This window comes from Mucilaginibacter segetis (assembly GCF_016522075.1).
GTDB lineage: Bacteria > Bacteroidota > Bacteroidia > Sphingobacteriales > Sphingobacteriaceae > Mucilaginibacter > Mucilaginibacter segetis.
This window is the reverse complement of record NZ_JAEHFW010000002.1, coordinates 490,572-515,129: the sequence shown is the minus strand read 5'-3', so window position 1 is coordinate 515,129 and position 24,558 is coordinate 490,572. Positions and strand designations below refer to the sequence as shown.

The window sequence follows — 24,558 nt, the reverse complement described above, 5'->3', positions numbered from 1 at the left end:
ATGCAGGAAATACCCAAACAGTCAGCAGAGGTTTTTGAAATACTGAATAAGGGCCAATTTATTTGTTCCAACAGCAGTAGAGAATCCGTGCGCAAACTTTACTCGGCAATCAGCCAGGATTATGATTCTTATTGTGATTATTTCATGGGTATTAACCTGATCCTGGAAGAAGGTGATGAATACTACTACTTTGCGCGGTCCGAAAGCCGCGCGGAAATGGAACGTAAACTGGAAATTGCCATGAAATGGATTGATATTGTTGATTTTCTAAAAACGTTTGAAAATAGTTTCGGGTCAGGGTTTCGATTCAAGCCTTCTGACTTGTTGGTAAGGTTAAGCGTTGACGCAGATTTGAAAAATAAGTTAGAAGGTCTAAAAAAGTACGCGCCTGGAAAGGAAAAGCATTCGGAAATTATCGACAAGGTGTTAGATATTTTGGAGAAGGATAACTTTATCGAATTAGAAAATATTATCGTACATGAATATAAAACCCTGGCTTCATTTACGTACCTAGAAAAGTTGATACTGAACATAGACATACCTGAAGATATACAGCATGAGATACCTGAATAAGATCGTTTTTATAAACAGTGCGGGTATCTCTTATGCCGATATAAGCATAGATGGCAACGTTCATTTTATTGGAACCCAGGGGGTGGGCAAAAGCACTACACTTCGGGCGATACTATTTTTCTATAATGCCGATAAACTTAAATTGGGAATTGAAAAAGGCAAGCGTACGTTCGACGAGTATTACTTCCCCTACGGAAACTCTTTCATCGTTTATGAAGTCGCAAGAGAATCCGGCCCCTTTTGTGTCCTGGCATTTAAGTCCCAGGGCCGCGTTGCTTTTCGTTTTATAGAGGGTCCATACAAGAAAGAAAATTATATCAATCCCGAGAACAAAGCAATGTCCTGGGAGCAAATCAGGGGGACTTTTTCCGGGACAAATATCTACACACGGAAAATTGAACGGTATGAAGAATACCGGGACATTCTATACGGCAATAACAAAGGCCTTAATGCGGAATTTCGTAAGTATGCTTTGATTGAAAGCAGGCAGTATCAAAACCTGCCCAGAACTATCCAGAATGTATTTTTGAATTCAAAGCTGGAAGCAGAATTTATTAAACAGACAATCATCATGTCCCTGAATGAGGAGGACGTAAAAATTGACCTGGACCAATATGAACTTCACCTTAAAGACTTTGAAGTCCAACTGGATGATATAAGCAAATGGAGCAATAAGAATCGCTCTGGCGAAGTCGTAGTTCGGCTGATCGCAGATGCTATCTCCAAATCGTACACGGAAATTTGCTTTTTGGAAAAAGAAAAGTCAATTGTTGCAACACAACTGATCACCAACCACGCTTTCTTCGAAAAGGCATTGCCAGGAATAATAAAGCAACTTGAAAACGAAAATGAAAAGTTAAGCGCAGCCAATAAAAAGGTGTCAGAAGCAAATCAGCGGTTTGAAGACAAAAAGGAAAAAATCGTAAAAGAAATTACCCTACTGACTGGAAAATTGAATGAGGCAAAGCAAAAATCCGAAGGATATGAACGTATAAATATCCATCAACTAATAGAACGGGTCAGTAAGCGATCAGAATGGGAAAGCAGGAAAGAGAAATTACAAAAAGAGCAGGCGCTGCTAACCGCCCGTTTTACAGAGATAACGGCCAAGTTTGATGCCTTAATTGGTCAAAATAAAAATCATTTGAACGACTTTATTAATTTAAAAAATGCTGAAAAAAATAACAGCAGGGAAGTTTTTTATAAAAGTAAAGAAGTGATTGGTCTCCAGTGTGACGAATTGATCGCGGAGATTGAAAAGGAAAACACAGAAACGAAAGCAAACGCGCAGGAGCTTATTTCAATCAAGACATCAAATCTCCATAAGTTGGAAATCAGGAAACGTGAAGTTGAATTAGAACGCTGGTATGAAAGGGAAATAGAAGAGTGTAAAAATAGTATAAGCGAAGCTAACCGGGTGATACACGCTGCCGGCATCGAAATAGCAGGATCTAAAAAACAATTAGAATCGATACAAAAGCAATGGGATTTTGATCTTGCAAAGTTTGACAACGAATATAATCATACCTGCGCACGACTTGAGGAAACGATTTTAAGTGCTAAAAAAAGCATTGAGCAAATAAACACACTGATTAATAACCGAAAAAATTCGCTTTTTGATTGGCTCAATGAAAATAAGCCTGGGTGGGAAAAAACTATAGGAAAGGTGATTAACCAGGAACAGGTGTTATTCCATACTGGTTTATCTCCGCAAAATACAACGGGCGGATCGACTAATTTCTATGGTCTCGAAATTGACCTGAAAGAAATAAGCACCTCTGTTAAAACAATCGCTGATTATGAAAAGGAAGTACGGAAGCATGAGGACCAGATAAAGAAATCGGAAGCAACGGTTAGAACTTTAGGAGAAGATAGGGTAAAGGAACAGGATAGGTGTAAAAAGAAATACCAGTTTCAAATAAAATCGTTAAAGGACTTAATTGCACTTAAAGAATATGATTCGCAGAAGGCCATTTCCGCAAAGGATCAAAAGACAGTGCAGCTTGATGATAATCACCGTAAAGCCATAGAAGAAAAAAATGCGGCAATAAGATCGATAAAACTGGAAATTGAGGTTGCAAAAGAAGAGAAGCAAGCGGCCGATGAGCAGCTAAGGGTTTTAACAAATCAGGTTAGGAACCAGGTGGAAGTAAAAAAGAAAGAGCGGGATAACAAAATTTCCAAAGAGAATACCAGCTTGCAAGAGACTTTGAATAAGCTATCTGAAGACATTAAATCCGAAGATATACAGGTGCAAACCCGCATTAATGACCTTCATCTGCAGGCCAGTAAAGCCCTGGAACATGCCGGCGCAGACACCATGCGGCTCAACGCAATTGACACAGAATTTGTCGCGATAGTTGAGGAGCTGCAGTTTATCGAAAATAACAGGCAAACGGTTTCTGAATATGGCAAGGATAAACGTGAGTTGTTTGACCTGATTGACAAATTTAAGTCAGATAAAAAGATTTATGAGAACCAGTTGGCCACAGAAAGGCAACGTCACGAAATCGCTAAAGGCAAGCTTCAGGAGTTGGTGATCAAATTGAACCATATCATCGCAGACCTGGATGCTTCTCAAAGAAAAATTGACGAAGATATCCTTGCATTTGACCATTTCAGCCAAACGGAAGTTTTTTCAAAACTTGATCCTGCTGCTCTTATTGTATCTGAATCCGTTAGAACCACAAGGCGGCTTAAGGATTTGATCGATGAAATTAATGACAAGAGCTTTTCAGTAAGGGACAAACTTGACGACTTGCGCACATCCATACAAAAATTTTTGAGCCATTTTTCGTTGGCAAATATCTTTGGGTTTAAAACCAATCTTATTGAGACCAACGACTTTTTCCTTTTTGCCGAAAATTTAAAGGAGTTTCTGGAGGAAGACAAAATATCGGAATTTGAAAAACGGACTAATGAACGTTTTGCCAGTTTAATCTTCCAGATTGGCAAAGAAACCACGGATCTTGTTTCAAAGGAGGCAACGATACAAAAAGTTATTTCGGACATCAATAAGGATTTTGAGGAGCGCAATTTTGCCGGAGTCATTAAAAGCATTAATCTGCGTTTATCGCCAAGTGCAAATAAAATTGTGATGCTCTTGAGCGAAATCAGAAAGTTCAATGATGAACACGCGCTGTCTTTAGGTAAGTCAAACCTTTTCAGCGGAAACGAAACAGAACAAATCAATAAAAAAGCAGTAGGGTACCTCAAGAACTTCGCAAGTGAGATTGCCTCATCCAAACTAAAGGAGATCAATTTGTCCGATACGTTTGAATTGCAATTTAAAGTCGTAGAAAATGACAATGATAGCGGGTGGGTTGAAAAGCTGACAAACGTTGGATCTGAGGGGACAGATATATTGGTCAAGGCAATGATCAACATTATGCTTTTAAATGTTTTCAAAGAAAGTGCATCAAAAAGATTTAAAGATTTTCGCCTGCATTGCATGATGGATGAAATTGGTAAACTTCATCCGAACAATGTGAAGGGCATATTGAAATTCGCCAATGACCGAAATATTTTGTTAATTAACAGTTCGCCAACATCGTATAATGCTGTCGATTACAGGCATACCTATTTATTGGCTAAAAACAATAAAAATGTGACTACTGTGAAAAAGCTAATCACTAACAATTAAAACATGGTTTTAAGCAAATCATTAGCCAATATATTTTTACAATTGTCTAAAGGTGAAAAAATACCTGCAAGCAAATTTAAAGGCTCGCTGGCAGCTGAATTATTGATGGAAGGTATCCTTGCTGACATAAGGTCTGGCCGTACAAGAAGTCTGCTTTATGTTCCGAAGGTCGAATCGCTGAACGCATTTTTATCAAATCGTTTTTCAATAACAAACCTGGAGCATTATGTCAACACATTAAGCCAGGACATTATCACAAGGGCAGATTTAATTCAGGCTGCTACTAATTCAAAAGCAAAAAAAGTAAGGACTTTTACAGGGTTTCTTGTAAATTGTTATGAACCTGTCGGAGCAACACTGAACGGAGAAAACATCAAAATTAATCCCCCTGCCGGAACATTTCAATTTATACATGATACCAAGCATTTTGTGCCACATCCCGGCTTAACCATAGTGGGTGTTGAAAATTCTGAAAATTTTAGCCAAATAGCTAAGCAAAGGCATTTATTTGAAAATATCCGTCCATTATTTGTTTGCCGGTATCCCCTAAATCAAAGTAAAGACCTGATAAAATGGCTGCAAGCTATTGAAAACCCTTATTTGCACTACGGTGATTTTGACTTTGCTGGAATTGGTATTTATCTAAATGAATATAAGCGTCATTTGGGATCACGATCAACATTCTTCGTACCTGATCATATTGAATTGTCGATCAAGACATGGGGAAACCGAAAATTATACGACGGTCAGAAGATCAATTTTGACCTGAAGCTCGTTACGGAGCCAAAAATTCATGAATTGATTAGTTTTATACATCAATATAAAAAAGGCTTAGAGCAGGAAATACTGATAAAATAATGCCCTTCAAACCGAATTGGTTATCATTTATCTTTATAAACGGCCTTCTTTTTTAGGTTTTCCAGCTTACGCGAGATACCGACTTTAGGATTAAGGACGACCGCCTTTTCCCAAAATTCAATCGCTTTATCAAGATGATTATTAGCCTCGTAATACTCACTAATCTTACAGTAGATATTTTCAATACCAAAAATTTAAGAGGTGTCCTTGTCATTGACCACCTTTTCGAGTCATTGCAAACATTGAGTATCGGCGAATTTTTCATCTTCCTACAGGATCATTTTATCTTATACCGATCCCTTGGCCAAAATCTGGTTTTCATAACTTTCCCGATTGAGTTATTGGCCCTCAAAGTCAATTTCAAAGGTGAACGCTTTATGGTTCATGAATAATCTGTTAGTTAAACCATCGGTCGTATATGTATGACTATTTATAAACTTTTGTTGTTGTTGTTCGATTCTTCATCGACAAGTTCCATCATCATCCTTAGTTCTTCCGCTGCATTATAGACGATCTTGTTTTTTTCGAAATCAAACTCCGAAACTCTAACTTGTAATGCTGAAACCTTTATCAGGTCTTCACTATCCTTATTCTTTTCATCGTAATTGGTATCCCCGACCGTGTAAACTGTGATTGCTTCCAGATCCAGTTTCTCTAATACAACTGAATTGTTAATAGCTACATTGGTGACGCCATAATCTCGCTTAATGCTTGGGTAACTGATCGCATCAATACGAAACCCATTTTCATCTGGGAGGTCCTGGAGGAATCGGGATGAAATAATCGCCGAAAATAGATAATTTATCTTTTGATCGACTTGAACTGGTTTCATAAATTCTTCGCAGATAAATTTTAATATCTCATCAAAAACCCCCACGAGCTGCGGATCAAATTTCTTTTGGATCTCTATATACTCAGTGTAAGCTTTCAGGCTTTCTTTATTAGATCTCGTCTCTTTGGGATGAAATATAGAGTGGAGCATCAATTTTTGTCCTTCCTTTATTTTCCATTCACTGACCGTGATGTAATCACCAGCCTCGGGCTGCATTTCCCATATGACGGTACGAAAATCAAGCGCAGAATAAAATACACTTTCCCCAGCCAAATTACATCTCCCAATACCAGATAAACCTTCCGGCGGTCCTAGAAGGTCCGAAACCTGCTGTAATTTTTGCTTTTTACCGCCACAAAGATTTTTATTGTTGGTGAGTCGGAATAATTTGGTCGGATAAGCATCTGTGACGATTGCCAGGTTGACATTAAAAAATGTATTAAATTCCTTCTGAATATGCGCAATTTCTGCTTCCGTCAAATTATGCAAACCTGCTGCACTTAGTTCCCGAAAATAATTCAGTTTCTCTAATATATCCTTTGGCGCTTCGTAAAGCGGCAGTGTAATATCACGTACTATCCGTTCGATCATATAAGTTTAGCGCTATGCCTTTGAAATCATCTAAAACAATCTAATCCCGATAACTATTTCTTCAGAACTGCTTTAAGAATGCCTCAGCTTCTACCTGGCTAGTGGTATAGTTAGACAGGAACGCCTGCAAGCGAATCAAAATATCTTCATCAGAAATTTGTGGCCGATCATCGAGGTAACCAGTGTTTAACAGGTATTGTTCAAGCTCATCCGCTTTGGACTTGCTGAAACGCGACACCGCACCTGATCGAAGGGCGGACACCAACTTTTCCGGGTCGTTACCTAGTTCTTTCAATTTGGCGGCCGCAGCGTCAATAAAGTTTCCCGAAACTGCCCCTGAATCGGCCAAAACCTGCCTATCGATGGGCTTAGGGCGGCCCTGTGCGTAAAGCTCTTGGTAGAAATTCAGTAAGCGCGCCGTTTCTTTCAGGCTTTGCCAGGTTTCGGCGGAAAGGCCGCGGATGGTGCCCCCATGTTTTTGGAAGCTGTCCAATTGGCCGTAAGTGGTGATGCGGTTTTGCAAACAATTATATAACAACTGTAGGTCTTCCATAAGGTACCATAAATGCAATTGCTCGACCCGGTCGGTCAATAGCCTGAACACAGGAAACTTGAGCGCATTGCCATAGTCCAGCCGGGACATGGTGCCTGGTTCCGGGTAGCTGTTAAATGCCTTCAACGCTAAGGCCGGCTGCACATTGAGCATATGATCAAAATAATTATTACTTGTACCGCCAAGAGTAACCATCGCAATTTCCAGCCCGGGATCAACATCGCGGTAAGCCTGCCATTTAGCGATCTCGTCCGCTTGTGATGTGAAATAAAAGACCTGCCGCCCCTCTTTAGATATCTCTACCAAGGCTTCGATAATTTGCTGCGCACGCTGGTCATCGCTATTGGCCAATATCTCGTCAGCCATTACCGGCAATTTAATATCCTTTTCCTGGCTTTCAATAAAAGCCAGTCGGACCGACAACAGCAACTGAATCCTGGTACCTGTCGAGAGTATTGAAAGGTCCTGGCCTTGGTTACTAGCTGTATCGAGTGCTTTAAAGGCCGCAGCATTGGTATCATCGATCAACAATTCATACCGCCCATTAGTGATCCTGTTAAATAGGCGGTTTGCGCGGTCAAAGACATCCGAATTCCTACTCGCCCTGCTGGTTTCCTTCAATTTGCTGCCGATAAGGCTGCCGGTCAACGCGGCAAGATTTTTCTCGTAAGCATTTTCCAGGTTTTCCAACGCGGATTCCCTGTCTGCAAGCGCGTCCTCCAACACATGGCCCTTCATGGCTTCCGCAATAAGCGTGACGATTCCAGTAATCTGCTCATTCAGATGGTCTAATTTGTCGGCTTCCGTTTTATGTTGCTGTTCTTTCAACCTGGCGTTTTCCACTGTCAGCCCATCTATTTCTTCCCTGATCTTTTCATACCACTCATGGCTTTCCAGCTGGGCGGTCCTATCCTTCAGCTCGAACTGTTTTTCCTCGCATTTTTTGGCGGCGACCTGGTAGCTCTCCAACTGCTCGAGCAGGTCATATAACTCCTCATTATTTCCTTCCGGTATTTCAAGCCTTTGAAACAGCGCCGCCAGCTTTGCCGCTGCCCTGTTTTTCTCTGCCTGCCATTCGCCTATGTGCCCGGCTATTTCCCCGATGGCCTCGGCCAGCCGCTGGCGTGCCGTTTCGTCTTCAACCAATTTCTTATGCGAGGCCCTTGCAGCAGGCCCGCTGTGAACAGGGGCATGTAAGCCATCCAACAGGCTATTTATAGCTAAAAATTGTTCGCCTTGCTGTTTCTGCAACGTTGTTGAAGCTGATTGAGCAGCAGCCAGCTCACTGTAGGCCAACTGATAATCCCTTAATGCCAACAGACACCAATAAAGCCCGCCGTAGTTTTTTAAATCTGCCTTTGGTAATTCGGGCACGAAAGCTAATTTTTCAAGCCAGCTGTCGCGCTGTTCATTGACCACCAATTCCCTAGCGGTGACTTTTTCCAGGTCAGCCTCATAAATGGCTATTTCCTGCTGTGCCATTTCTGCGTTTTTCCCGGCTTGTAACTGGCCGGTCAATTCATTAAGTACGCGCAGGACTTCTTCATTGTCCCAATTTTTCGGTTGGGCCAAGCCAGTGCGCTGATAGTCTTTTCTCCGGATGTCTGCCTGGTTTCCAGTTTCAGTGCGTCCGCCCAGCACGCCCAATACCACAAGGATGATCCCTCCGACCAGTCCTAGCCAGCCAAGGAAATAAACGGCCAGCGCAGTCAATATTCCCGCAGCTACCAATGCCCAAAGCCACGGTGCCTTATTTTGTGCCGTGCCCTCCGGCTCTTTAAACCAAAGGATCAATAAGCGGATACCTTCATTCAGTTGATCGTTGCTGACTGACACGGATTTCGCCCGTTCCCTTGCGGCAGCGAGGTTGCTTTCCAAAACCTGTTTTTCGCTCATAACCCGGTGAGCATCCGAAAGGAATTTTTCCAATACTGCAACATCACTTAGCTGGATATCGATCTCGCCCTTGTGTTCCAATTCTTTGGATATCGATCTAAGGGCATGAACTAGCGCCTGTTCCGCGGTGCTGGTCTCCACTGCTAAGCGGTTTAATTCCTTTTCAATATCCAACACTGCAATTACCCTGGTGTCCAGCTCATCGAGTAATTGCTTATCGATCCCAACGTCCGGCAGGTCTAAGGACCGCAGTTGTGTTTTCTTTTTTTCAGCATCCTCCTGCGCCTGTTCGACTTTTTTAGTGTAACTATTGATGTCCTTTTCCAGGCCGTCCAACTCGTCTGCTTCGTTTCCGCGCATCATGGCGAGCTGTTCCGGGTATAATTTGAGCCGGTCACTCAGTTCGCCGAATGCCGCTCTGGCCTCCGTGCAAGCCGAGGCGGCCGTAAATAATTTCTCCCATGTCCTAGCCTGTAAGGCCTTCGCCTTCTCGGCCTGCAGGTTTTCCAACTTTTGTTCACGGTCCTTGAGTTGCACCTGTCCGGCTTCTATCTTTCTTACCTTTTCCTCGGCTTCACCATAGGCTTTACGTTCTGAAATGGTTCTTGGTTTAAACTTAGCATCAAACCCCAGGTTCTGCTCCGCCTGCGGAAGATTGAAACCACCTGACATCTCCCGGCCTACCTGTATGGCCAGATCGGTATCATCATCTTTGACCAACTCGTGAAGCGCCAGGGAATAGCGTTTGGATTCCTCAACTGCTGGCAAATGTGGTAATTTATCATCGATTCCGCCCCGTTGGCTATGGTAGTCCCCATGGTCTAAGCGGATATCCCAGAGCTGGCCCTCCAGCTCAAGCCGGCATTCGATGTCCTGCTTTTTGAAATCCTGGGGCCATAAGACCTGGCGGATCGCCTTAGCGGTTGTGCTTTTACCCGACGCGTTCGGGCCGGCTACCAGGTTGATATTCCTGGCCAGCCCCTTGATCGCTATGATGCCGGAAGGAAATCCCGGCACTTTGCGCATGTTGATCTCCCTGATGATCAGTGGTTTCTTTCCCATATTACGCGATCTTTACCTGGTCTGTTAATTCGCCCAATAGGCGGTTACATTCAGTTAGGATATATTCCCTGGCGACGGCATCCGAGAGCTCATCTGTTTTTTTATGCCTGCCTAGCGGTTCGTAGGTCCCGCTATCCGTAAGCAGCCGGGCTTTTTTGAACCAATCCTGCATCAGCGCGTCTAAAAAAGGCGTGGTCGTTTTATTTTGGATGGCTAAAATCGTTTGTGCTAGCTGACCGATCATGGAGCTTTGCAATGCTAATTCGTTCAAATCACCGATCTCGGCGGCCAAGTTACAGGTTAGCTTCCGTACAGAAAGGTTGGTTCCGGTTTCTAAACGAAGGTTCAGGTCAGTAATATTGGCCGCCCATTGTTCTACTTGTTTAATCCGCGCATGCCTGCCGGTCAGCGAAACCTGGTAAACGATGGCCAATACCTGTTCTAATTGTGCCAGCTTAGCTTCCACATCGGCCCGCAGGCTGGTCATGACCAGATCCCGGAGCTCCATCATATCCCCGCAGCCTGAAACATTGACCGCGAGGCGTTCATAACGTACAGGGGATAATAATATACGTTCCGTAATTACCGGTTTGTCTGCTGCAACCGTGAACAATACCGGGCCGTGCGGTCCCGGCTCTTTGGCGCTTAAGGCATGGGGTGAACCTGTATAGCATACTTGCGGCGAATGGGTACGCAATTGATCCGGTTTGTGGATGTGACCAAGTATCCAAAGATCCACTTCCTGTTTTATCAATTCAACAAGGCGGAATGGATTGTAATGGCTATCCGGTTTGTCTATATCGCCATGCAGCAAGCCGATGACCGGGTAATTCGGATCGTGGCCGGGAAGCTGCCAGCCCGTCATCGCACTTTCTTGGACGATCAGGCGGGGGAACGACCAGCCCGCGAACTGGATCGTTTCTCCCGCCTTAGTATATGAATATAATTCCCAGGTGCCATTAGCACCCAGCAAATGAACGTTGTCCAACTGTCTGCTGCGGAGGATGCCGGGTAACACATCGTGGTCATGGTTGCCGGAGACCATGAAAACCTCTATTCCGTGTTTCCCGAGTTTCTCCAGACCGTCCTGGAGGGGGCCTACAGCCTCGAAGTAACGGTTGTCACGGTCAACGATATCGCCACAAAGGGCAACAACGTCCACAGCATGGGCGATAGCCCAGTTAACTACGGTTTCCCAAGTATGCTTTGTTGCGGCAAAATGACCGCTGACATCGGCGGATGCCTTACCCAGGTGCAGGTCGGCAGTAGCTAAGATTCTAATTGGCATTGGTTGACTAAGGATTATGGCTGAAAATAAAGGTACACTTATTATTTGCTTAATATCGACCGCTATTTAATAAATTCCCTGTCAATAATATCTATCAACCTGACTATTCCTAAATGTTTAATAGCGGAGAACAGCGCCGTTAAGAAATAGATTTGCGCACACTCAAAAATATGCTTTATATTAGATATTTTTAACCTTGTCATGTTCATAGCGATTATAATCATATTGTTTTTCTGGATCATTTATGCTACCCGCCCGAAACCCAAGGGCGGCAATCAAAAACCTGTCAAAAACAATCCGTTCTTAAAGACCGCTACCATCAATGAACCTTACCGGCGTGACCCGCCGGTGCAAAGACCAAAAGCTATCGTGACCATTGAAAGAACACCCATTTATAACACACCTCCTTATACGCCCGCGATCCCGGATGAAAGTATCATTGATATTGACACCAGGGTTCACCAGATCGATTATGAGCAGACCGTCACCCTAAAGAAATACCATAGCGGGATTCCCAACTGGCCCATGACCTATATTTATTCCGCCAGGGAGCTATCCAATGCCAATAAACAGCAAAAGGAATTTTATAACCTGTTCAAGGAAGCGTTCCTGCGCCAGGAACTTTGGGACATTCAAGACCAAACCAACTACGCCTTTATCCTTTACTATGACCTGCTGAACGCGTTCGAGAAACACCAGCAGCTATCCTTGCTGGAGCGGCAACTGAACGACCTGGCCTCAATGTGCCCTAAAACACTGAATTACTCCAGGTCCTTTATCCGGAACATCATGACCGCTAAGGAAGACTATGCTGGGCTCATGCGCACCCAGAGCTGGGGACACGGCTATGATGAATATTATGACTGGCGAAAGAAATACCGCGAAGCTTTAAAGCTCAATAAGAACGAGGAGAAATTCCTCAACTACATTTGGCTGAACACCAATAAATTCTCGGGGGTCGAATTTTGCTGCATGGAGATCCTGAAGCTATATATTAAAGTGACGACTTCCCTGGAGGTCTACTGCGGGCAGCAGGGAACCTCGCTGAATGCCGAAATGGTCATTTTATGCGATCTGCTAGCCAGGAAGCTGTTCAGATATCACCTGAACAGCCCAAACTATAAGTCGACCATGCAAACCGGCAGTAATATGCTTTTTGAACTGGTCTACAAACATTGCGAACAGGCGGTAAGAGACCGTTACCATCATAAGCGCAAGGTAACCCTGGACACCTATGCCAATGCAGAACTGATGGCAGCGGTGACCGAGAAGTTATTGAATCCCGTCACCATGTTGATCGCTAAAAACCTTGAGACGATCGCCCAGCCGGACGAACCGACCGAAATTGAATTGAATATTCAAAACACCAATCGCTGGCGGGAACTTTTTCAACTGGACATCGCTTATTACCGGGCATCCGGCAGCGCTGCTTTTGAACAGGAACTTACTGAACTGATCCGCCTGAACGCGAAAAACCCTTCCCTTGAAGGTTTATATCTAGAAGTTTCAAAATTCTATGCGGCGGTCGACAAGGGAACATCACTGCGCTACTTCGCGGAATATTTCCGGCAATGTATGCTGCAAACCAAGGTTTACAAACCCATGGGTAAGGCTATGGAAAAACAGCTTTTCGCCGGCCCCGCGGAAGTGCAGCGATTTGATGCCTTGCTAAACGAATATATCCGTACCAAGGATTTCGAGGGGATCGCCGACAAAATAGCCCGATTTTATACCCCGGTGCGCAAATCCATTACCATCAACCGCGATGCGGTTGCCGAAGCGGAAAAGCAATTTACCGGTACAGTCATGATCCTGAACGAATACCTGGCCGAGGAAGAGGAACCGGGCACTGTCTCGGCCGAACCGGAGCGCCCTGCTGCAATTGCAGTACCGGCTATTGACGGCACATCGGTAATAGCTATGCGCCCGCCTGCGCCGGCCGCACCCGGAAACCCTTTGTTCCAGGTGGTAATCAGCCCTGTGGCAGCCGTCCTGCTGGAGCTTTTCGAAATGAGCAGCTTCCAATTATCCGCGGACGAAGTCGACGATTTCTGCAGAAACGAAGGCTTGTTTAAAAACACCCTGATCAACGGCCTCAACGAGGGCTTTTATGATATCCTGGACGACCTGTTGATCGAAACGGACGAAGAAAACTATACCATCAACCCTGCATATTTTCAACAAATAAAACAATTATGATACCCGGACTAAAGCCAAAAGAAGCCACTGCCATTATTAATTCCCTCGTGGGCGGCGTCGTCCCGAAGATCGGCGTGCAACATATCACCGTCGGGCGCTCTACCGAAGTGGAAGCTTTTTTACAGGCTTTGAATGATGTCAAAAACGGCCACAGCATGGTGAAGTTTTGGATAGGGGAATACGGCTCCGGTAAATCTTTCATCCTGCACCTGCTTAATACGGTAGCGCTCAAACAGAAATTTGTGGTCGCCCAGGCGGATTTCACGCCTGACAATCGTCTGTACTCGAATGACGGCAAAGGGCGGGCCCTATATGCCGCCATCATGGATAATATCGCCATTCAAACCATGCCGGAAGGCGGCGCTTTACCGGTGCTGCTGGAAAAATGGATCGAACAAATGCTATTAAAAACATGCCAGGAACATCAAATACCGATGACCGCGATCCGTGATGCCGTTCATTTGCCCAAGATCGAGGCGAATATCCTGGCCACCGTTAACGGCATTACCGAGGTAGGCGGCTTTGACTTCGCGCTAGTCATCATGAAGTATTATCAAGGCTTTATTGGCGGGGACGATCAATTGAAACGTAACGCGCTGAAATGGCTTAAAGGAGAATACCATACCAAGATCGAAGCGCGGCAGGACCTCGGCGTCAGGGAATATATCAATGATCTGAATTATTATGATATGCTGAAAAACTGGTGCAAGCTATTTGTCAGCATGGGCTATAATGGCTTTATGATCAACCTTGATGAGGCCGTTAATCTGTACAAGATCGGCACGGCGGCCATGCGGGAAAAGAACTATGAAAAGATCCTGACGATCTATAACGACTGCTTCCAGGGCAAGGTCAGCAACCTCTTTCTGAACATCGCCGGTACACTTGACTTCCTGGAGAACGAACGCCGGGGGTTGTTCAGCTACCAGGCGCTAAAATCCCGCCTGGAGACCAACCGTTTTGAGACCAGGGAGATTCGTGACTTCGCGCAGCCTGTTATCCGCCTACTACCGCTCGATCATAACCAAATATTCGTATTGCTTAAAACGCTGAAGGATATCTTTGAATTCAACTATAGCGTTAGCATGACCGTAACCGACGAGGATATCCTGTTCTTTATGGAAGAATTATTTAATAAACCCGGCGCGAGCGAGTTTTTGACACCACGCGAGGTCATCCGGGATTTTTTGAGCATCCTGAGCCTGCTACGCCAAAATCCTTCCCTGGACAAAAAACAATTATTCGGCAACCTGGTGGTCCATGATGAACGGCCGAATGACCTCCTGCTGGAAGATATCGAGGAATTATAAGATGTTTGAACTGCTCGCCGAACCCATTCGGAAATTTATCCGGGACCAACGCTGGGAATCCCTGCGCCCCATCCAATATGCTGCGATCAAGCATATGATGGGTTCTGCCAAACATTATATCTTGGCCTCCCGCACGGCATCCGGAAAAACAGAAGCGGCCTTTTTACCGGTGTTATCCAGCGTTGATTTTAATACGGTTGGTGTAAAGGTTGTTTATATTTCGCCCTTGATCGCCCTGATCAACGATCAGTTTAACCGGGTCGAACAGCTTTGCGAATACCTCGACGTGACCGTGACCAAGTGGCACGGGGAAGCCAACAAGACAAAAAAGGAAAAACTGATCAAAAGCCCTTCCGGGGTTCTGCTGATCACCCCCGAGTCGCTGGAAGCTATGTTCGCGAATAAGCCGCAAAATATCCGTCACTTATTCGGCAGCCTTTCCTATGTCATTATTGACGAGATCCATTCGTTTATAGGTACGAATCGCGGCGTGCAATTGCAATCCCTTTTGTACCGCCTGCAACTGGAGTGCAAGGGCCGTTTCCAGGTGATCGGTTTGTCGGCTACCATCGGTGATTTCCAGGCAGTGAAAGCCATGACGGGCGAACCAGAAGAAACGGTTGTCCTCAGGGATAAATCGGCCAAGGAGATGGAAGCCCACTTTAAATACTACGAAGGCGAGGGCGCTGACCTGCCGCTCAACCTTTTAAAAGACCTTTACCTCAACGTGCAGGACCACAAGGTGCTGATCTTCCCGAATAGCCGCGGGCGCGCCGAGGAGATCGCGGTCAAGCTGAAAAAGATATCCGACCGCGTCGGGGGGCACCCGTATTATTTCTCCCATCATTCTTCCGTAGACCGGGAACTGCGGGAATACATCGAACAATTTGTCAAGACCAACCGCCGCTATCCATTTGCGATTGCCTGTACCTCGACCCTGGAACTCGGAATCGATATCGGCTCGGTGGATAAAGTGGTCCAGGTAGATGCCACCAGTTCTATCGCTTCGCTGATCCAGCGCGTGGGCCGCAGCGGCAGGAAGGACGGCATGACAAGCTCGCTTCTGTTTTACGCAACTGGCAACTGGAGCCTGGTGCAGTCACTTGCCTGTTATTCGCTTTACCAGGATGGTTTTATCGAGCCGGTCTATGCCAGCGCCTATGCCTATGATATTTTTCTGCACCAGCTGCTTTCCACGGTAAAACAGTTATCGGGCTGCACCTTTGATGTACTCAAAGAAAGGATGCTCCATAACCATGCCTTTAAGCTAATCGACGAGACCGCCCTGGTGGCCATTTCTCGGGAACTGCTCAAAAAGGATTTCCTGGAACTAGTGGGCAATGACCTGATCATCGGGCTGGAAGGCGAAAGGATCGTCAATTCCCGAGACTTTTACAGCGTTTTTAAAACAGACCCCAATTATAAAGTAGTTCACGGCGATAAGACTATCGGCGAGATCCCGTTGCTATCGATCATAAATATTGATGAAAATATCCTGCTTGCGGCCAGGATATGGAAGGTCGTGGATATTGACGATAAGATTAAGAAGATCGCTGTCATACCGGCTAAGGACGGCAAGAAACCAAAATTCTTCGGATCCGGCATGGAAATTCACCCCCGGATCCGCGAGCGCATGCTCGAACTGCTGGTGACGGAAACGCAATGGCCGGAACTCGATTCTGCCGCGGCAGAGGTCTTGGCTGTTACCCGCGGGCAATTCTCCCAGTACCAACTGGAAGACCTGGCCTTCGACCGGCCTGTCTTGCAAAAGGAATCCGAGAGCATCCTGTATACTTTCCAGGGAACCCGGATCAATAAAAGCCTTCATTTTATCCTGAACCGTGTCAAAAGCGGGGGCGAAATTATCTACGACGAAGAAAGCAGCAGTTTCGCTTTCCGGGCGGATATCGCAGGGGTCCGGCAAATGCTGGCGCTTACACTGGCCAATATACCGTGCGCTGACGATTTCCTGGATGCCGCGTTGAGGGACAACCAGGACCTTATCTCTTATTCCAAATGGGGCATTTACCTGCCGGTGAACTACCAGAAATATTTGCTTAAACAGAATTTCTATGATTTTGAGGGACTGGAAACTTTCCTCGCCCATATCAACCTGGTGAGCAGCGGAACAGTTGTATCTTAAATTCATTAGCCTCATAAAGCCGCCTATGACACATAAATAAATTCGCAGGGGTGTAAAAAGGATCCCAGCGGTGGATTTTACTCCAATCGACTATATTTAACAGCAATTCGACTATAAAAAACATTTCTACTTTTCTTCTTCTACTTTATTTGCTATATTTATACCAACGATTTAGAATCATTTATCCATTGCGTGATTCGTAAAGTAGTTGATTATTTGAAAATATAAATATGTGATATATAGACAGTTATGAACGATGTTCATGACCCGTCCATTCCGCAAAAAGAGCCGCGAGGCACATCAAAGCGCTTAGATTACTGGTCTAAGCGCTTTTTTTATATTCAAAACTCCGAAATATTATCAGTGTTCATAATTCAAATGATGTACAGTTTTTACAGTGTCCCATGGCGTTAACCATTTGAAGAAACCGGAATTAACTTTCGTTAGGTATAATCCCCGTCCGAAAAGTTGAATCTCAATGGGTCTATATAATAAAACAATTATACTATAATTAGCGAAGCTTTTAACTCTCCCCAAGGTTAGTGGCGCTTTGTGTAATCGCGCGGATCACCTCATCAAGCTCATTTGCCGAAAGTTCAATATACTGCATGATTTCCCTCAATTCATCCCCCTCTGGTACATTGCGCATCAACCCAACTAAGCCCATAATACGACATAGGGGGGCGCGTATTACATGTGATTGCATCCAGGAGATCTCACGCAATTTTTTATTTTGTTGTTCTATTGCTTCAAGATGTCTTACACGTTCAGTTACATCTGCCGCAAGTGCAATTCGAGCCGGCCGGCCATCGTAATTTAAAGCACTGCTTGTAATTTCCACCTGGATCAATTCCCCGTTCTTTTTACGGTGCGTAAAAACGCCGGCTTGATATAAATAAGCTGCGCGATCGGTATTTTTTACGACGGTTTCTAATCGTGCGACTTCACTCTCCGGACGTATATCACGTAATGTCATCTTCAGAAATTCCTCGCGGCTATACCCGTAATGCTGCACCGCCGCACGATTAACATCAAGGTAGGCAAGTGTATCAGCATCAAATACGAATTTTGGCAAAGGGCTCAGCTGGAATAGGTCGCTATATCGCTGATGTGAAATTTCTAAATCACGTTCCGTATTCTTGCGAGCGGTAATATCTTTGAAAAACACAGATAAACCATCTTCTAAAGGATAAACGCTCACATCATACCATCTTTTACCAACGGTATAATAATCCTCAAAATGTCGCGCCTCACCGGAAGCCATAGCTTCTATATAGTAAGTATAAGCAGGCGAGTCTTTCGCAGAGTCAAAAACTGACCAAAGGTTTTTACCCACGATGCTTTCTTTAGGCGTATTCAGGTTTTGCTCTGCAACATGGTTCCAATATTGAACAATCCAGTTACTATCTACCGAAAAGAATGCATCACCAATGCTTTCCAATATGGAATTTCTTTCCGAAAGAAAACGGTTCGCTGCCAATTCGGCCCGTTTACGTACATCAATATCTTGTATAGAACCATAAACCCGACTGCAACATTCCCCTTCAAACTCTGCTTCGCCGAGAACCCGTACCCAGCGCCGGTTTTGTCTCGCAGTAACCAATTCCAATTCCAGATCGAACGGTGGGCCACCCCGGCTTACCGATTGCAGAGCCTCGTTTAACTTGGCCAAATCGTCGCCTGTATAAAATAAAGCGGCATTTCCGCGTGCAGGCCGGAAGTTCGGCTCTACTTCCAGTATGTCAGCCGTTATCTGTGACCAAAAAACCGGGTCACCGGAAGACTTGATCTCCCAACTACCAATACGCGCCAATTCACTGGCCTTGTTCAATAAACGCTCAAGTTCTTTCTGACCGGAGATATTCCGGGCAACACAAAAAAGAATCCCCTCTTCTTTACTTTTTGCGGCCGTCCAGGCGAGGTCAATAATCCGGCCCGAGCGCGATTGGTAACGGTTCTCAAAATAAACCGTCTGCAATTCCCCGTTAATAAAGCGGCGCATCCGCGCCTGGCTTTCAGCCAGATCATCGGGATGCACAAGTGCGTCAATGGACATTTTTCGCAACTCGGCATCGCTATAGCCAAGCATTGCACACATGGCAGGATTCACCTTTTTAAAATAGCGGTCTGTGCCCACAATGCAAATAATATCAGGCGCAGCTTCAAAAATATTTTGCAGATCATTTTCCAACTGCCGCCGGCTGATCTCCGTGCCGAGGTGATCGCCGAGACGGATCAGTAGCTTATCATCAAGTAAATCCGGACGTTCAACGCAGCTTTGACCAAGCAATAATATGCCGACAAGTTGTCCACCATGGCGCAACGGTACACCAAACGCAGACTGTAACCCGGCTTTCGCCGCCGCTTCCCGTCGCAAAAAGTTCGGATGATGGTCGAGATTAGTCCAAAATGTCACACCACCTTCCAGCCAAGCGTTTCCGGGAAGTCCCTGCCCGGCTTTAAGCTGCCTTAGTTCTGCATGGTCATTAAAAAAACCTACCATTAGTTTATTTGCAGCAGTTTGTGCACTTAGCACCAATCGTTGACTGTCCCTGCTGAGCAGCCATGTTTCAACCAAACAAAAATCATTGTTTAGCGATATCAGCCTTTCCATTACTTCCTGCATCAATGCTGACAATTTCAGCGGTTGTCTAAAAATTTGACTAACATCAGCCAACAGGTCTTTTTGTGCTTCTTCCTGTTTCCGCCAGGTAATATCATTAATAAAGATAGAGAGACCCTGCTCATTCGGATATATATGATTTTCTTGCCAAAGGCCGAGCGGAGGATAGTGATCTTCGTTACTGACTGGCAGGCCGGTTGCAAGCGCTTGCTCTACCGCGCGCCAGGTTGCCGAACCTACGGCATCCGGAAAAATGTCCCACATTTTACGGCCAAGCATAGCCGCGGAAGACATGCCAACCATTTCACAAGTCCGACGGTTAACGTAGGTATACCGTAGTTCCCGATCAAGCGCAATAAAACCATCGTTGATGCTCTCCAACAGGTTGCCGATCTGCCGGTTCTTTTGCATAAGTTCCTCCTTTGAATACCTGGCTTCGGTACGATCGTACCGTATAGCAAGATATTGGTAAGGCTTGCCCTGAGTATTTAGGAAAGGAACAATAGTGGTAGCAACCCAATATAGAGTGCCATCTTTTCGGCGATTGCATAAATCACCCTCCCAAATATCGCCTTTTGAAATGGTACGCCACAAGGTTCTCATAAAGGCCTTATCATGATAGCCTGAATTGACGATCCGATGGTCCTGACCTATCAGTTCTTGTTGCGTATAGCCGGATATAGTACTGAAATTTTTGTTAGCATAGCGAATAATCCCTTTTTGATCGGTGATTGCCACGATAGCCGCCGCATCCAATGCATATTTATAATCTGAGAGTTCCGCTATAGTTTGGTTCAGCACATTTTCCGTCAGTTGGTGTTCTGTAATATCCCTGAAATTGAGTACAATTGCTCCAATGTCCGGCGCATGCAGCCAGTTAGTAAAAACACCTTCCAAATCAATAAAATGACCATCATAATGCCGCGAACGGAGGCGGCATGTTATGGAAGCGCCGGGTGTTTTCTTCAAATCATCCAGCAAAGTTTTGACACGGTTCCTGTCGGCCGGATGAATAATGTCATTAAAAGTGATATCAGCCCTTCCCTGATCGTTAAAGCCCGTGATTCTGGCCGCGGAAGGACTACGATAAATGAAATTAAGATCCGCATCAAATAAAGTGATACCCGAATAGCTATGCTCAATTAAGCGTTGATATAATCCTGGGTTCTTTTTTATTTCCTCAGCTTCGTCAAAACGGTAGGCAATTTTTTGTGTATAGGCCAGGCTTTGTGCCGTAAATCCATACCCGGTTAACAATTTTTCCTGATAAAGTGGCTGAAAGGTCAGATAAGCCGGAAACCAGGAACCATCTTTCTTGTAAGTTTTTGATTCGAGGTTATAACTACCTGCCGCAAATGCCTGTTGCAGATAAGGCAGGACCTCGATACCTCCAAGCAGGCAATTGGCGGACACACCCACTATATCATCAGCGGCATAACCATAGAAATTTGCGGCGCCGGCATTCCAGGCACTAACAATTCCACGTTCGTCAACCATACAGATCGCCTGGTCAGTGATGCCTGCACTGAAAAGATCGAAAAGACACTCACCTGGTGATTGTTTTTGCGCACACATGCTCTTGTTGATTCGGTATAGGATTTTAAACCTAAAAAATAGTATCGAATTAATCAAGTACCTCCCTGAAAATAAGCTACATATTTTTAATCATGAATTGTCCGCGCCCTCATCATGACCTTGGATACGATAAAGATTGATGAAGGGATGCGAGCTGGCAGGAAGCAATATGTTACCCTCAAACGTAAAGTGTCGGTTTTTTATGCTTATCTCACGGCGTTGGTTGACCGCGAGTTGACATTAAATTTCAGGAAGGATATTTATCAACTCTATAAACGACTAGCAAATATGCTCTTGTATCATGGTAATGGTAATTAACCTGGAAATGATAATTGCTCATTCATGAATATTAATTAAAATCTGGCATCAGATAAGCCAGCCTCAGCATTATCCAATGATATTTTTCTATTTAGTTTAATTCTTTATCGTATCCGAAATTATTATTAAAAAAACAGTTTATCAGGGAAATTAAACTCACAAATTACTGTAAGTAAAAACTTTATAGGTAATTTGGGGTTAAATCATAAATAATTATTTATCAAAAAAATACGTTATGAGACTCAAACTATTTATACCGGGCTTGCTTGTTGTTGCGATTATGGCCCAAAGTTGCGTAAGCAAAAAAAAATATGAGGAGCTGCAAAGCAATTATAATCAATTAGATAAAGATACGCGCGATCTCAGGGGGAAATATTTAACCAGTGAAAGAAATTTAGCAGTAGTAAATAACCGCGCTAAAAGTTTAGAGGAGCAGATAGCATCTGAAAAAGCAAACGTTAAATCGCTGCAGGATGCGCTGGATAAGTGTCTGAATTCTACAAGCCAGGGAAATGTAAATATATCTAAACTGGCTGATGAGATTAACCGTTCTAATAAATATATTCAACAATTGGTGAACGCCAAAAATAAAAGCGACTCACTCAATATGGTGTTAACCAATAATCTTACCCGCTCCTTAAGCCGTGAAGAAATGCAGGATGTTGATGTACAGGTGTTAAAAGGCGTTGTTTACATTTCGCTTTCAGATAATATGCTATATAAATCGGGCAGCTATGAGGTGTCTGAAAAAGCAGATGAAACACTGGGTAAAATTGCCAAGATCATTAAAGATTACAGCACTTACGATGTATTAATAGAAGGTAATACCGACAATGTGCCTATCTCTCAAAAAAATATCCGCAACAACTGGGACTTAAGTGCTTTAAGAGCGTCTTCGGTTGTGCAGGCTTTACAAAACAACTATGGGGTTGATCCTAAGCGTTTAACAGCAGGCGGAAGAGGGCAGTATAACCCTATTGCGGATAACTCTACGGAAGCCGGTAAGGCAAAAAACAGGCGTACGCAAATTATCATCACTCCTAAACTTGATCAGTTTATGGATCTAATAGGAAAGGCACCTGAAGACCAGCCACAACAATAATTAAATTGCAGATATATTAAAGCCCGGTAAAACAAATTTTACCGGGCTTTTTGTTAGTCGGGATGGCGGGATTCGAACCCACGACCTCCAGCACCCCATGCTGGCGCGATACCGGGCTACGCTACATCCCGAAGAATTTTCCGGAATGCAAATATAATTATAGCACATAAATTGTAAATATCTTTTGAAAGATAATATCCCGAAAAGCTAAACGGCATGTATCATGGCGTTCCTGTCAATCACTTTTTTCCGGATTTCTTTTTGCTTTAATTTCCTCAGAAATATCCAATGCATCAATCCTATCAACAATGCGGCAAACCCTTCAAATAAAAGCGTGTTAGTTGTGCCTATCCATTTAGAAAGAGCCCCAACCAGCAGCCCCCCCAAAGGCTGCATTCCAAAAAAAGCCATAGCATAATAGCTGATGACACGCCCCCGCATCTCAGGTGTTACCGACGTTTGAATGAGCGTATTGCTAATGGTTATCTGTGACATCATACCAAAGCCAGCTATGGTAACAAAAACTAATGCCAGCACATAATTATGTTCATGCGAGAACAGAATAAGCCCCGTACCGAACACCAAAGTATTTACAAATAAAATCTGCCTTAAATTACGCCCCGCTTTAATTGAGGCTAAAAATATGGCACCTGCAAAAGCGCCTAATCCTATAAAACTGTCAATAACGCCAAAAGTGGATGCTGTTCCGTTAAAAACATCTTTGGCATAATATGGTATAAGGGTACTGAAGGGCAGTACAAATAAGCTAATAAGCGCCAGCATTAGTAATACAAATGATATTGACGGGGTTCTTTTTAGATACGCCATTCCTTCCCTTAATTCTTCGAAAACATTTTTGGTGTGGATTTTTGCTTCATACTTAGGCAGCCGCATCATGAGCAACGAGCCTATAACTGCAATAAAACTTGCCGCATTCAATGCAAAGCAAACACCATCACCAAGGGTTTCCAAAACCAAGCCCGCTATTCCCGGTCCAATCAGTCTCGAAAGATTTACCATAGAAGAGTTTAGGGCCAACGCATTGGGCAAATGCTCTTTATCATCAACCATTTCGGCGACTAACGATTGACGCGCCGGTACGTCAAATGCGTTTATGATCCCTAAAACCACACTAAGCGAAAGTATTTCCCAAACGGCATAGTGCTTTAAAAGTATAAGCGTTGCCAATAGCACCGCCTGTATCATCGACGCTATTTGCGTGCCTAATAAAACTTTGAACCTGTTATACCTGTCAGAAACAACACCCCCGATCAATGAGAATAAAAATGACGGAAACATTGTAGCGAACAAGGTTAACCCCAGCATAAAGGTAGAGTGGGTAAGTTCATATATTACCCAGCTAACGGCTGTTTTCTGCATCCAGGTACCTATAAGTGATATAGACTGGCCGGTAAGATATAATCTGTAATTGCGACTTTTTAAAGCCTTAAATGTATTTATATTCATTTATAATAACCCTGTTATCAACTGCAAAACCTTAGGGTCAATCAAAATCAACAAGTTTCGTTAATGTAATTATTGCTTTCCTTAATAACTCTTGTTCTTCGGCATCACAGGTTTCTGCCACAGCCTTTTTTATCCACTCATCCCTTTCGCTTCTAACTCTTAACAACGTCTTTTCGCCCTCTGCAGATAACGAGATCAGTACCTTTCGTTTATCGGTTATAGATGCTGTACGCGTAATATATCCCAACTCCAATAAATGACTTAGAATTTGAGACATCGATTGATTAGTAATCTTCTCCATTGCTGCAAGTTCGCTTGGCAGATATTCGCCTTTGTAAAGCAGAGACATGGTTGAGCGCTCGGTAAGCGACAGCTGGCTTCCTGTAGCCGATTTCTTACGTAGTTTCTTTATAAGCCGGGTGGTCACAGTCCTTAAATCAGATGCCAATTGTTCATTTTTAATTTCGCTCATTTTAATAAGTTAACCTTATAAGTTTGCCTTACAAAAATACAATTGTTTATTTT

At 44.1% G+C, this 24,558-nt stretch carries 14 protein-coding genes and 1 tRNA gene; 8 read left to right on the top strand and 7 right to left on the bottom strand.

Going from position 1 to position 24,558, the window contains the following annotated elements; genetic code table 11:
* The 3 genes from I5M19_RS11920 to I5M19_RS11910 are packed head-to-tail and all read left to right on the top strand — an operon-like array spanning position 1 to position 5,074.
* Entirely contained in the window at positions 1-573 is a 573-nt protein-coding gene (locus tag I5M19_RS11920; protein WP_200066554.1) for a condensin complex protein MksE, read from the top strand.
* Positions 557-4,216: an ATP-binding protein gene (locus tag I5M19_RS11915; RefSeq protein WP_200066553.1), complete on the top strand. Its 3,660-nt coding sequence runs from the start codon at positions 557-559 to the stop codon at positions 4,214-4,216. Before I5M19_RS11920 ends, I5M19_RS11915 begins: the two co-directional genes overlap by 17 nt.
* Before the next feature lie 3 nt (positions 4,217-4,219).
* The gene (locus tag I5M19_RS11910; protein ID WP_200066552.1) at positions 4,220-5,074 is read left to right on the top strand and encodes a hypothetical protein; all 855 of its coding nucleotides are present in this window, start codon (positions 4,220-4,222) and stop codon (positions 5,072-5,074) included.
* A 430-nt stretch (positions 5,075-5,504) separates the two neighbouring features.
* Here I5M19_RS11910 and I5M19_RS11905 read toward each other — a convergent pair whose 3' ends face one another.
* The 3 genes from I5M19_RS11905 to I5M19_RS11895 form a co-directional block, all read right to left on the bottom strand.
* Positions 5,505-6,497: an RES domain-containing protein gene (locus tag I5M19_RS11905; protein ID WP_200066551.1), complete on the bottom strand. Its 993-nt coding sequence runs from the start codon at positions 6,495-6,497 to the stop codon at positions 5,505-5,507.
* A gap of 61 nt (positions 6,498-6,558) precedes the next feature.
* Positions 6,559-10,008: an ATP-binding protein gene (locus tag I5M19_RS11900; protein WP_200066550.1), complete on the bottom strand. Its 3,450-nt coding sequence runs from the start codon at positions 10,006-10,008 to the stop codon at positions 6,559-6,561.
* Between the two features lies 1 nt (position 10,009).
* Complete coding sequence (locus I5M19_RS11895) at positions 10,010-11,296, bottom strand: metallophosphoesterase family protein (protein ID WP_200066549.1); 1,287 nt, start codon at positions 11,294-11,296, stop codon at positions 10,010-10,012.
* Between the two features lie 201 nt (positions 11,297-11,497).
* Between I5M19_RS11895 and I5M19_RS11890 the strand changes: the two genes are divergently transcribed.
* The 3 genes from I5M19_RS11890 to I5M19_RS11880 are packed head-to-tail and all read left to right on the top strand — an operon-like array spanning position 11,498 to position 16,948.
* Complete coding sequence (locus I5M19_RS11890; RefSeq protein WP_200066548.1) at positions 11,498-13,495, top strand: tellurite resistance TerB C-terminal domain-containing protein; 1,998 nt, start codon at positions 11,498-11,500, stop codon at positions 13,493-13,495.
* Positions 13,492-14,805, top strand: a complete 1,314-nt coding sequence (locus I5M19_RS11885) for an ATP-binding protein (protein ID WP_200066547.1) — start codon at positions 13,492-13,494, stop codon at positions 14,803-14,805. Before I5M19_RS11890 ends, I5M19_RS11885 begins: the two co-directional genes overlap by 4 nt.
* A 1-nt stretch (position 14,806) precedes the next feature.
* Entirely contained in the window at positions 14,807-16,948 is a 2,142-nt protein-coding gene (locus I5M19_RS11880; RefSeq protein WP_200066546.1) for a DEAD/DEAH box helicase, read from the top strand.
* Between the two features lie 523 nt (positions 16,949-17,471).
* Here the strand turns inward: I5M19_RS11880 and I5M19_RS11875 are convergent.
* Entirely contained in the window at positions 17,472-21,146 is a 3,675-nt protein-coding gene (locus tag I5M19_RS11875) for a PAS domain S-box protein (RefSeq protein ID WP_200066545.1), read from the bottom strand.
* A gap of 114 nt (positions 21,147-21,260) precedes the next feature.
* Here I5M19_RS11875 and I5M19_RS11870 point away from each other — a divergent pair, with 114 nt between their 5' ends.
* Together I5M19_RS11870 and I5M19_RS11865 are read left to right on the top strand one after the other, a co-directional pair.
* Complete coding sequence (locus I5M19_RS11870) at positions 21,261-21,464, top strand: hypothetical protein (RefSeq protein ID WP_200066544.1); 204 nt, start codon at positions 21,261-21,263, stop codon at positions 21,462-21,464.
* 235 nt (positions 21,465-21,699) lie between these two features.
* Positions 21,700-22,566, top strand: a complete 867-nt coding sequence (locus I5M19_RS11865; RefSeq protein WP_200066543.1) for an OmpA/MotB family protein — start codon at positions 21,700-21,702, stop codon at positions 22,564-22,566.
* 57 nt (positions 22,567-22,623) lie between these two features.
* Here I5M19_RS11865 and I5M19_RS11860 read toward each other — a convergent pair.
* The 3 genes from I5M19_RS11860 to I5M19_RS11850 all read right to left on the bottom strand — a co-directional run bounded on the left by I5M19_RS11860 (position 22,624) and on the right by I5M19_RS11850 (position 24,505).
* Positions 22,624-22,697 (bottom strand) — tRNA-Pro (locus I5M19_RS11860).
* Between the two features lie 76 nt (positions 22,698-22,773).
* The gene (locus I5M19_RS11855; protein WP_200066542.1) at positions 22,774-24,033 is read right to left on the bottom strand and encodes an MFS transporter; all 1,260 of its coding nucleotides are present in this window, start codon (positions 24,031-24,033) and stop codon (positions 22,774-22,776) included.
* 37 nt (positions 24,034-24,070) lie between these two features.
* Complete coding sequence (locus I5M19_RS11850; protein ID WP_200066541.1) at positions 24,071-24,505, bottom strand: MarR family winged helix-turn-helix transcriptional regulator; 435 nt, start codon at positions 24,503-24,505, stop codon at positions 24,071-24,073.
* Positions 24,506-24,558: the final 53 nt, after the last annotated feature.

Excerpts from the sequence above, each read along its gene's own strand:
- I5M19_RS11855 (WP_200066542.1), bottom strand. The coding sequence starts at position 24,033 with ATGAATATAAATACATTTAAGGCTTTAAAAAGTCGCAATTACAGATTA.
- I5M19_RS11885 (WP_200066547.1), top strand. The coding sequence starts at position 13,492 with ATGATACCCGGACTAAAGCCAAAAGAAGCCACTGCCATTATTAATTCC.
- I5M19_RS11875 (WP_200066545.1), bottom strand. The coding sequence starts at position 21,146 with ATGTGTGCGCAAAAACAATCACCAGGTGAGTGTCTTTTCGATCTTTTC.
- I5M19_RS11910 (WP_200066552.1), top strand. The coding sequence starts at position 4,220 with ATGGTTTTAAGCAAATCATTAGCCAATATATTTTTACAATTGTCTAAA.
- I5M19_RS11905 (WP_200066551.1), bottom strand. The coding sequence starts at position 6,497 with ATGATCGAACGGATAGTACGTGATATTACACTGCCGCTTTACGAAGCG.
- I5M19_RS11920 (WP_200066554.1), top strand. The coding sequence starts at position 1 with ATGCAGGAAATACCCAAACAGTCAGCAGAGGTTTTTGAAATACTGAAT.
- I5M19_RS11870 (WP_200066544.1), top strand. The coding sequence starts at position 21,261 with ATGACCTTGGATACGATAAAGATTGATGAAGGGATGCGAGCTGGCAGG.
- I5M19_RS11880 (WP_200066546.1), top strand. The coding sequence starts at position 14,807 with ATGTTTGAACTGCTCGCCGAACCCATTCGGAAATTTATCCGGGACCAA.
- I5M19_RS11850 (WP_200066541.1), bottom strand. The coding sequence starts at position 24,505 with ATGAGCGAAATTAAAAATGAACAATTGGCATCTGATTTAAGGACTGTG.
- I5M19_RS11915 (WP_200066553.1), top strand. The coding sequence starts at position 557 with ATGAGATACCTGAATAAGATCGTTTTTATAAACAGTGCGGGTATCTCT.
- I5M19_RS11890 (WP_200066548.1), top strand. The coding sequence starts at position 11,498 with ATGTTCATAGCGATTATAATCATATTGTTTTTCTGGATCATTTATGCT.
- I5M19_RS11900 (WP_200066550.1), bottom strand. The coding sequence starts at position 10,008 with ATGGGAAAGAAACCACTGATCATCAGGGAGATCAACATGCGCAAAGTG.
- I5M19_RS11865 (WP_200066543.1), top strand. The coding sequence starts at position 21,700 with ATGAGACTCAAACTATTTATACCGGGCTTGCTTGTTGTTGCGATTATG.
- I5M19_RS11895 (WP_200066549.1), bottom strand. The coding sequence starts at position 11,296 with ATGCCAATTAGAATCTTAGCTACTGCCGACCTGCACCTGGGTAAGGCA.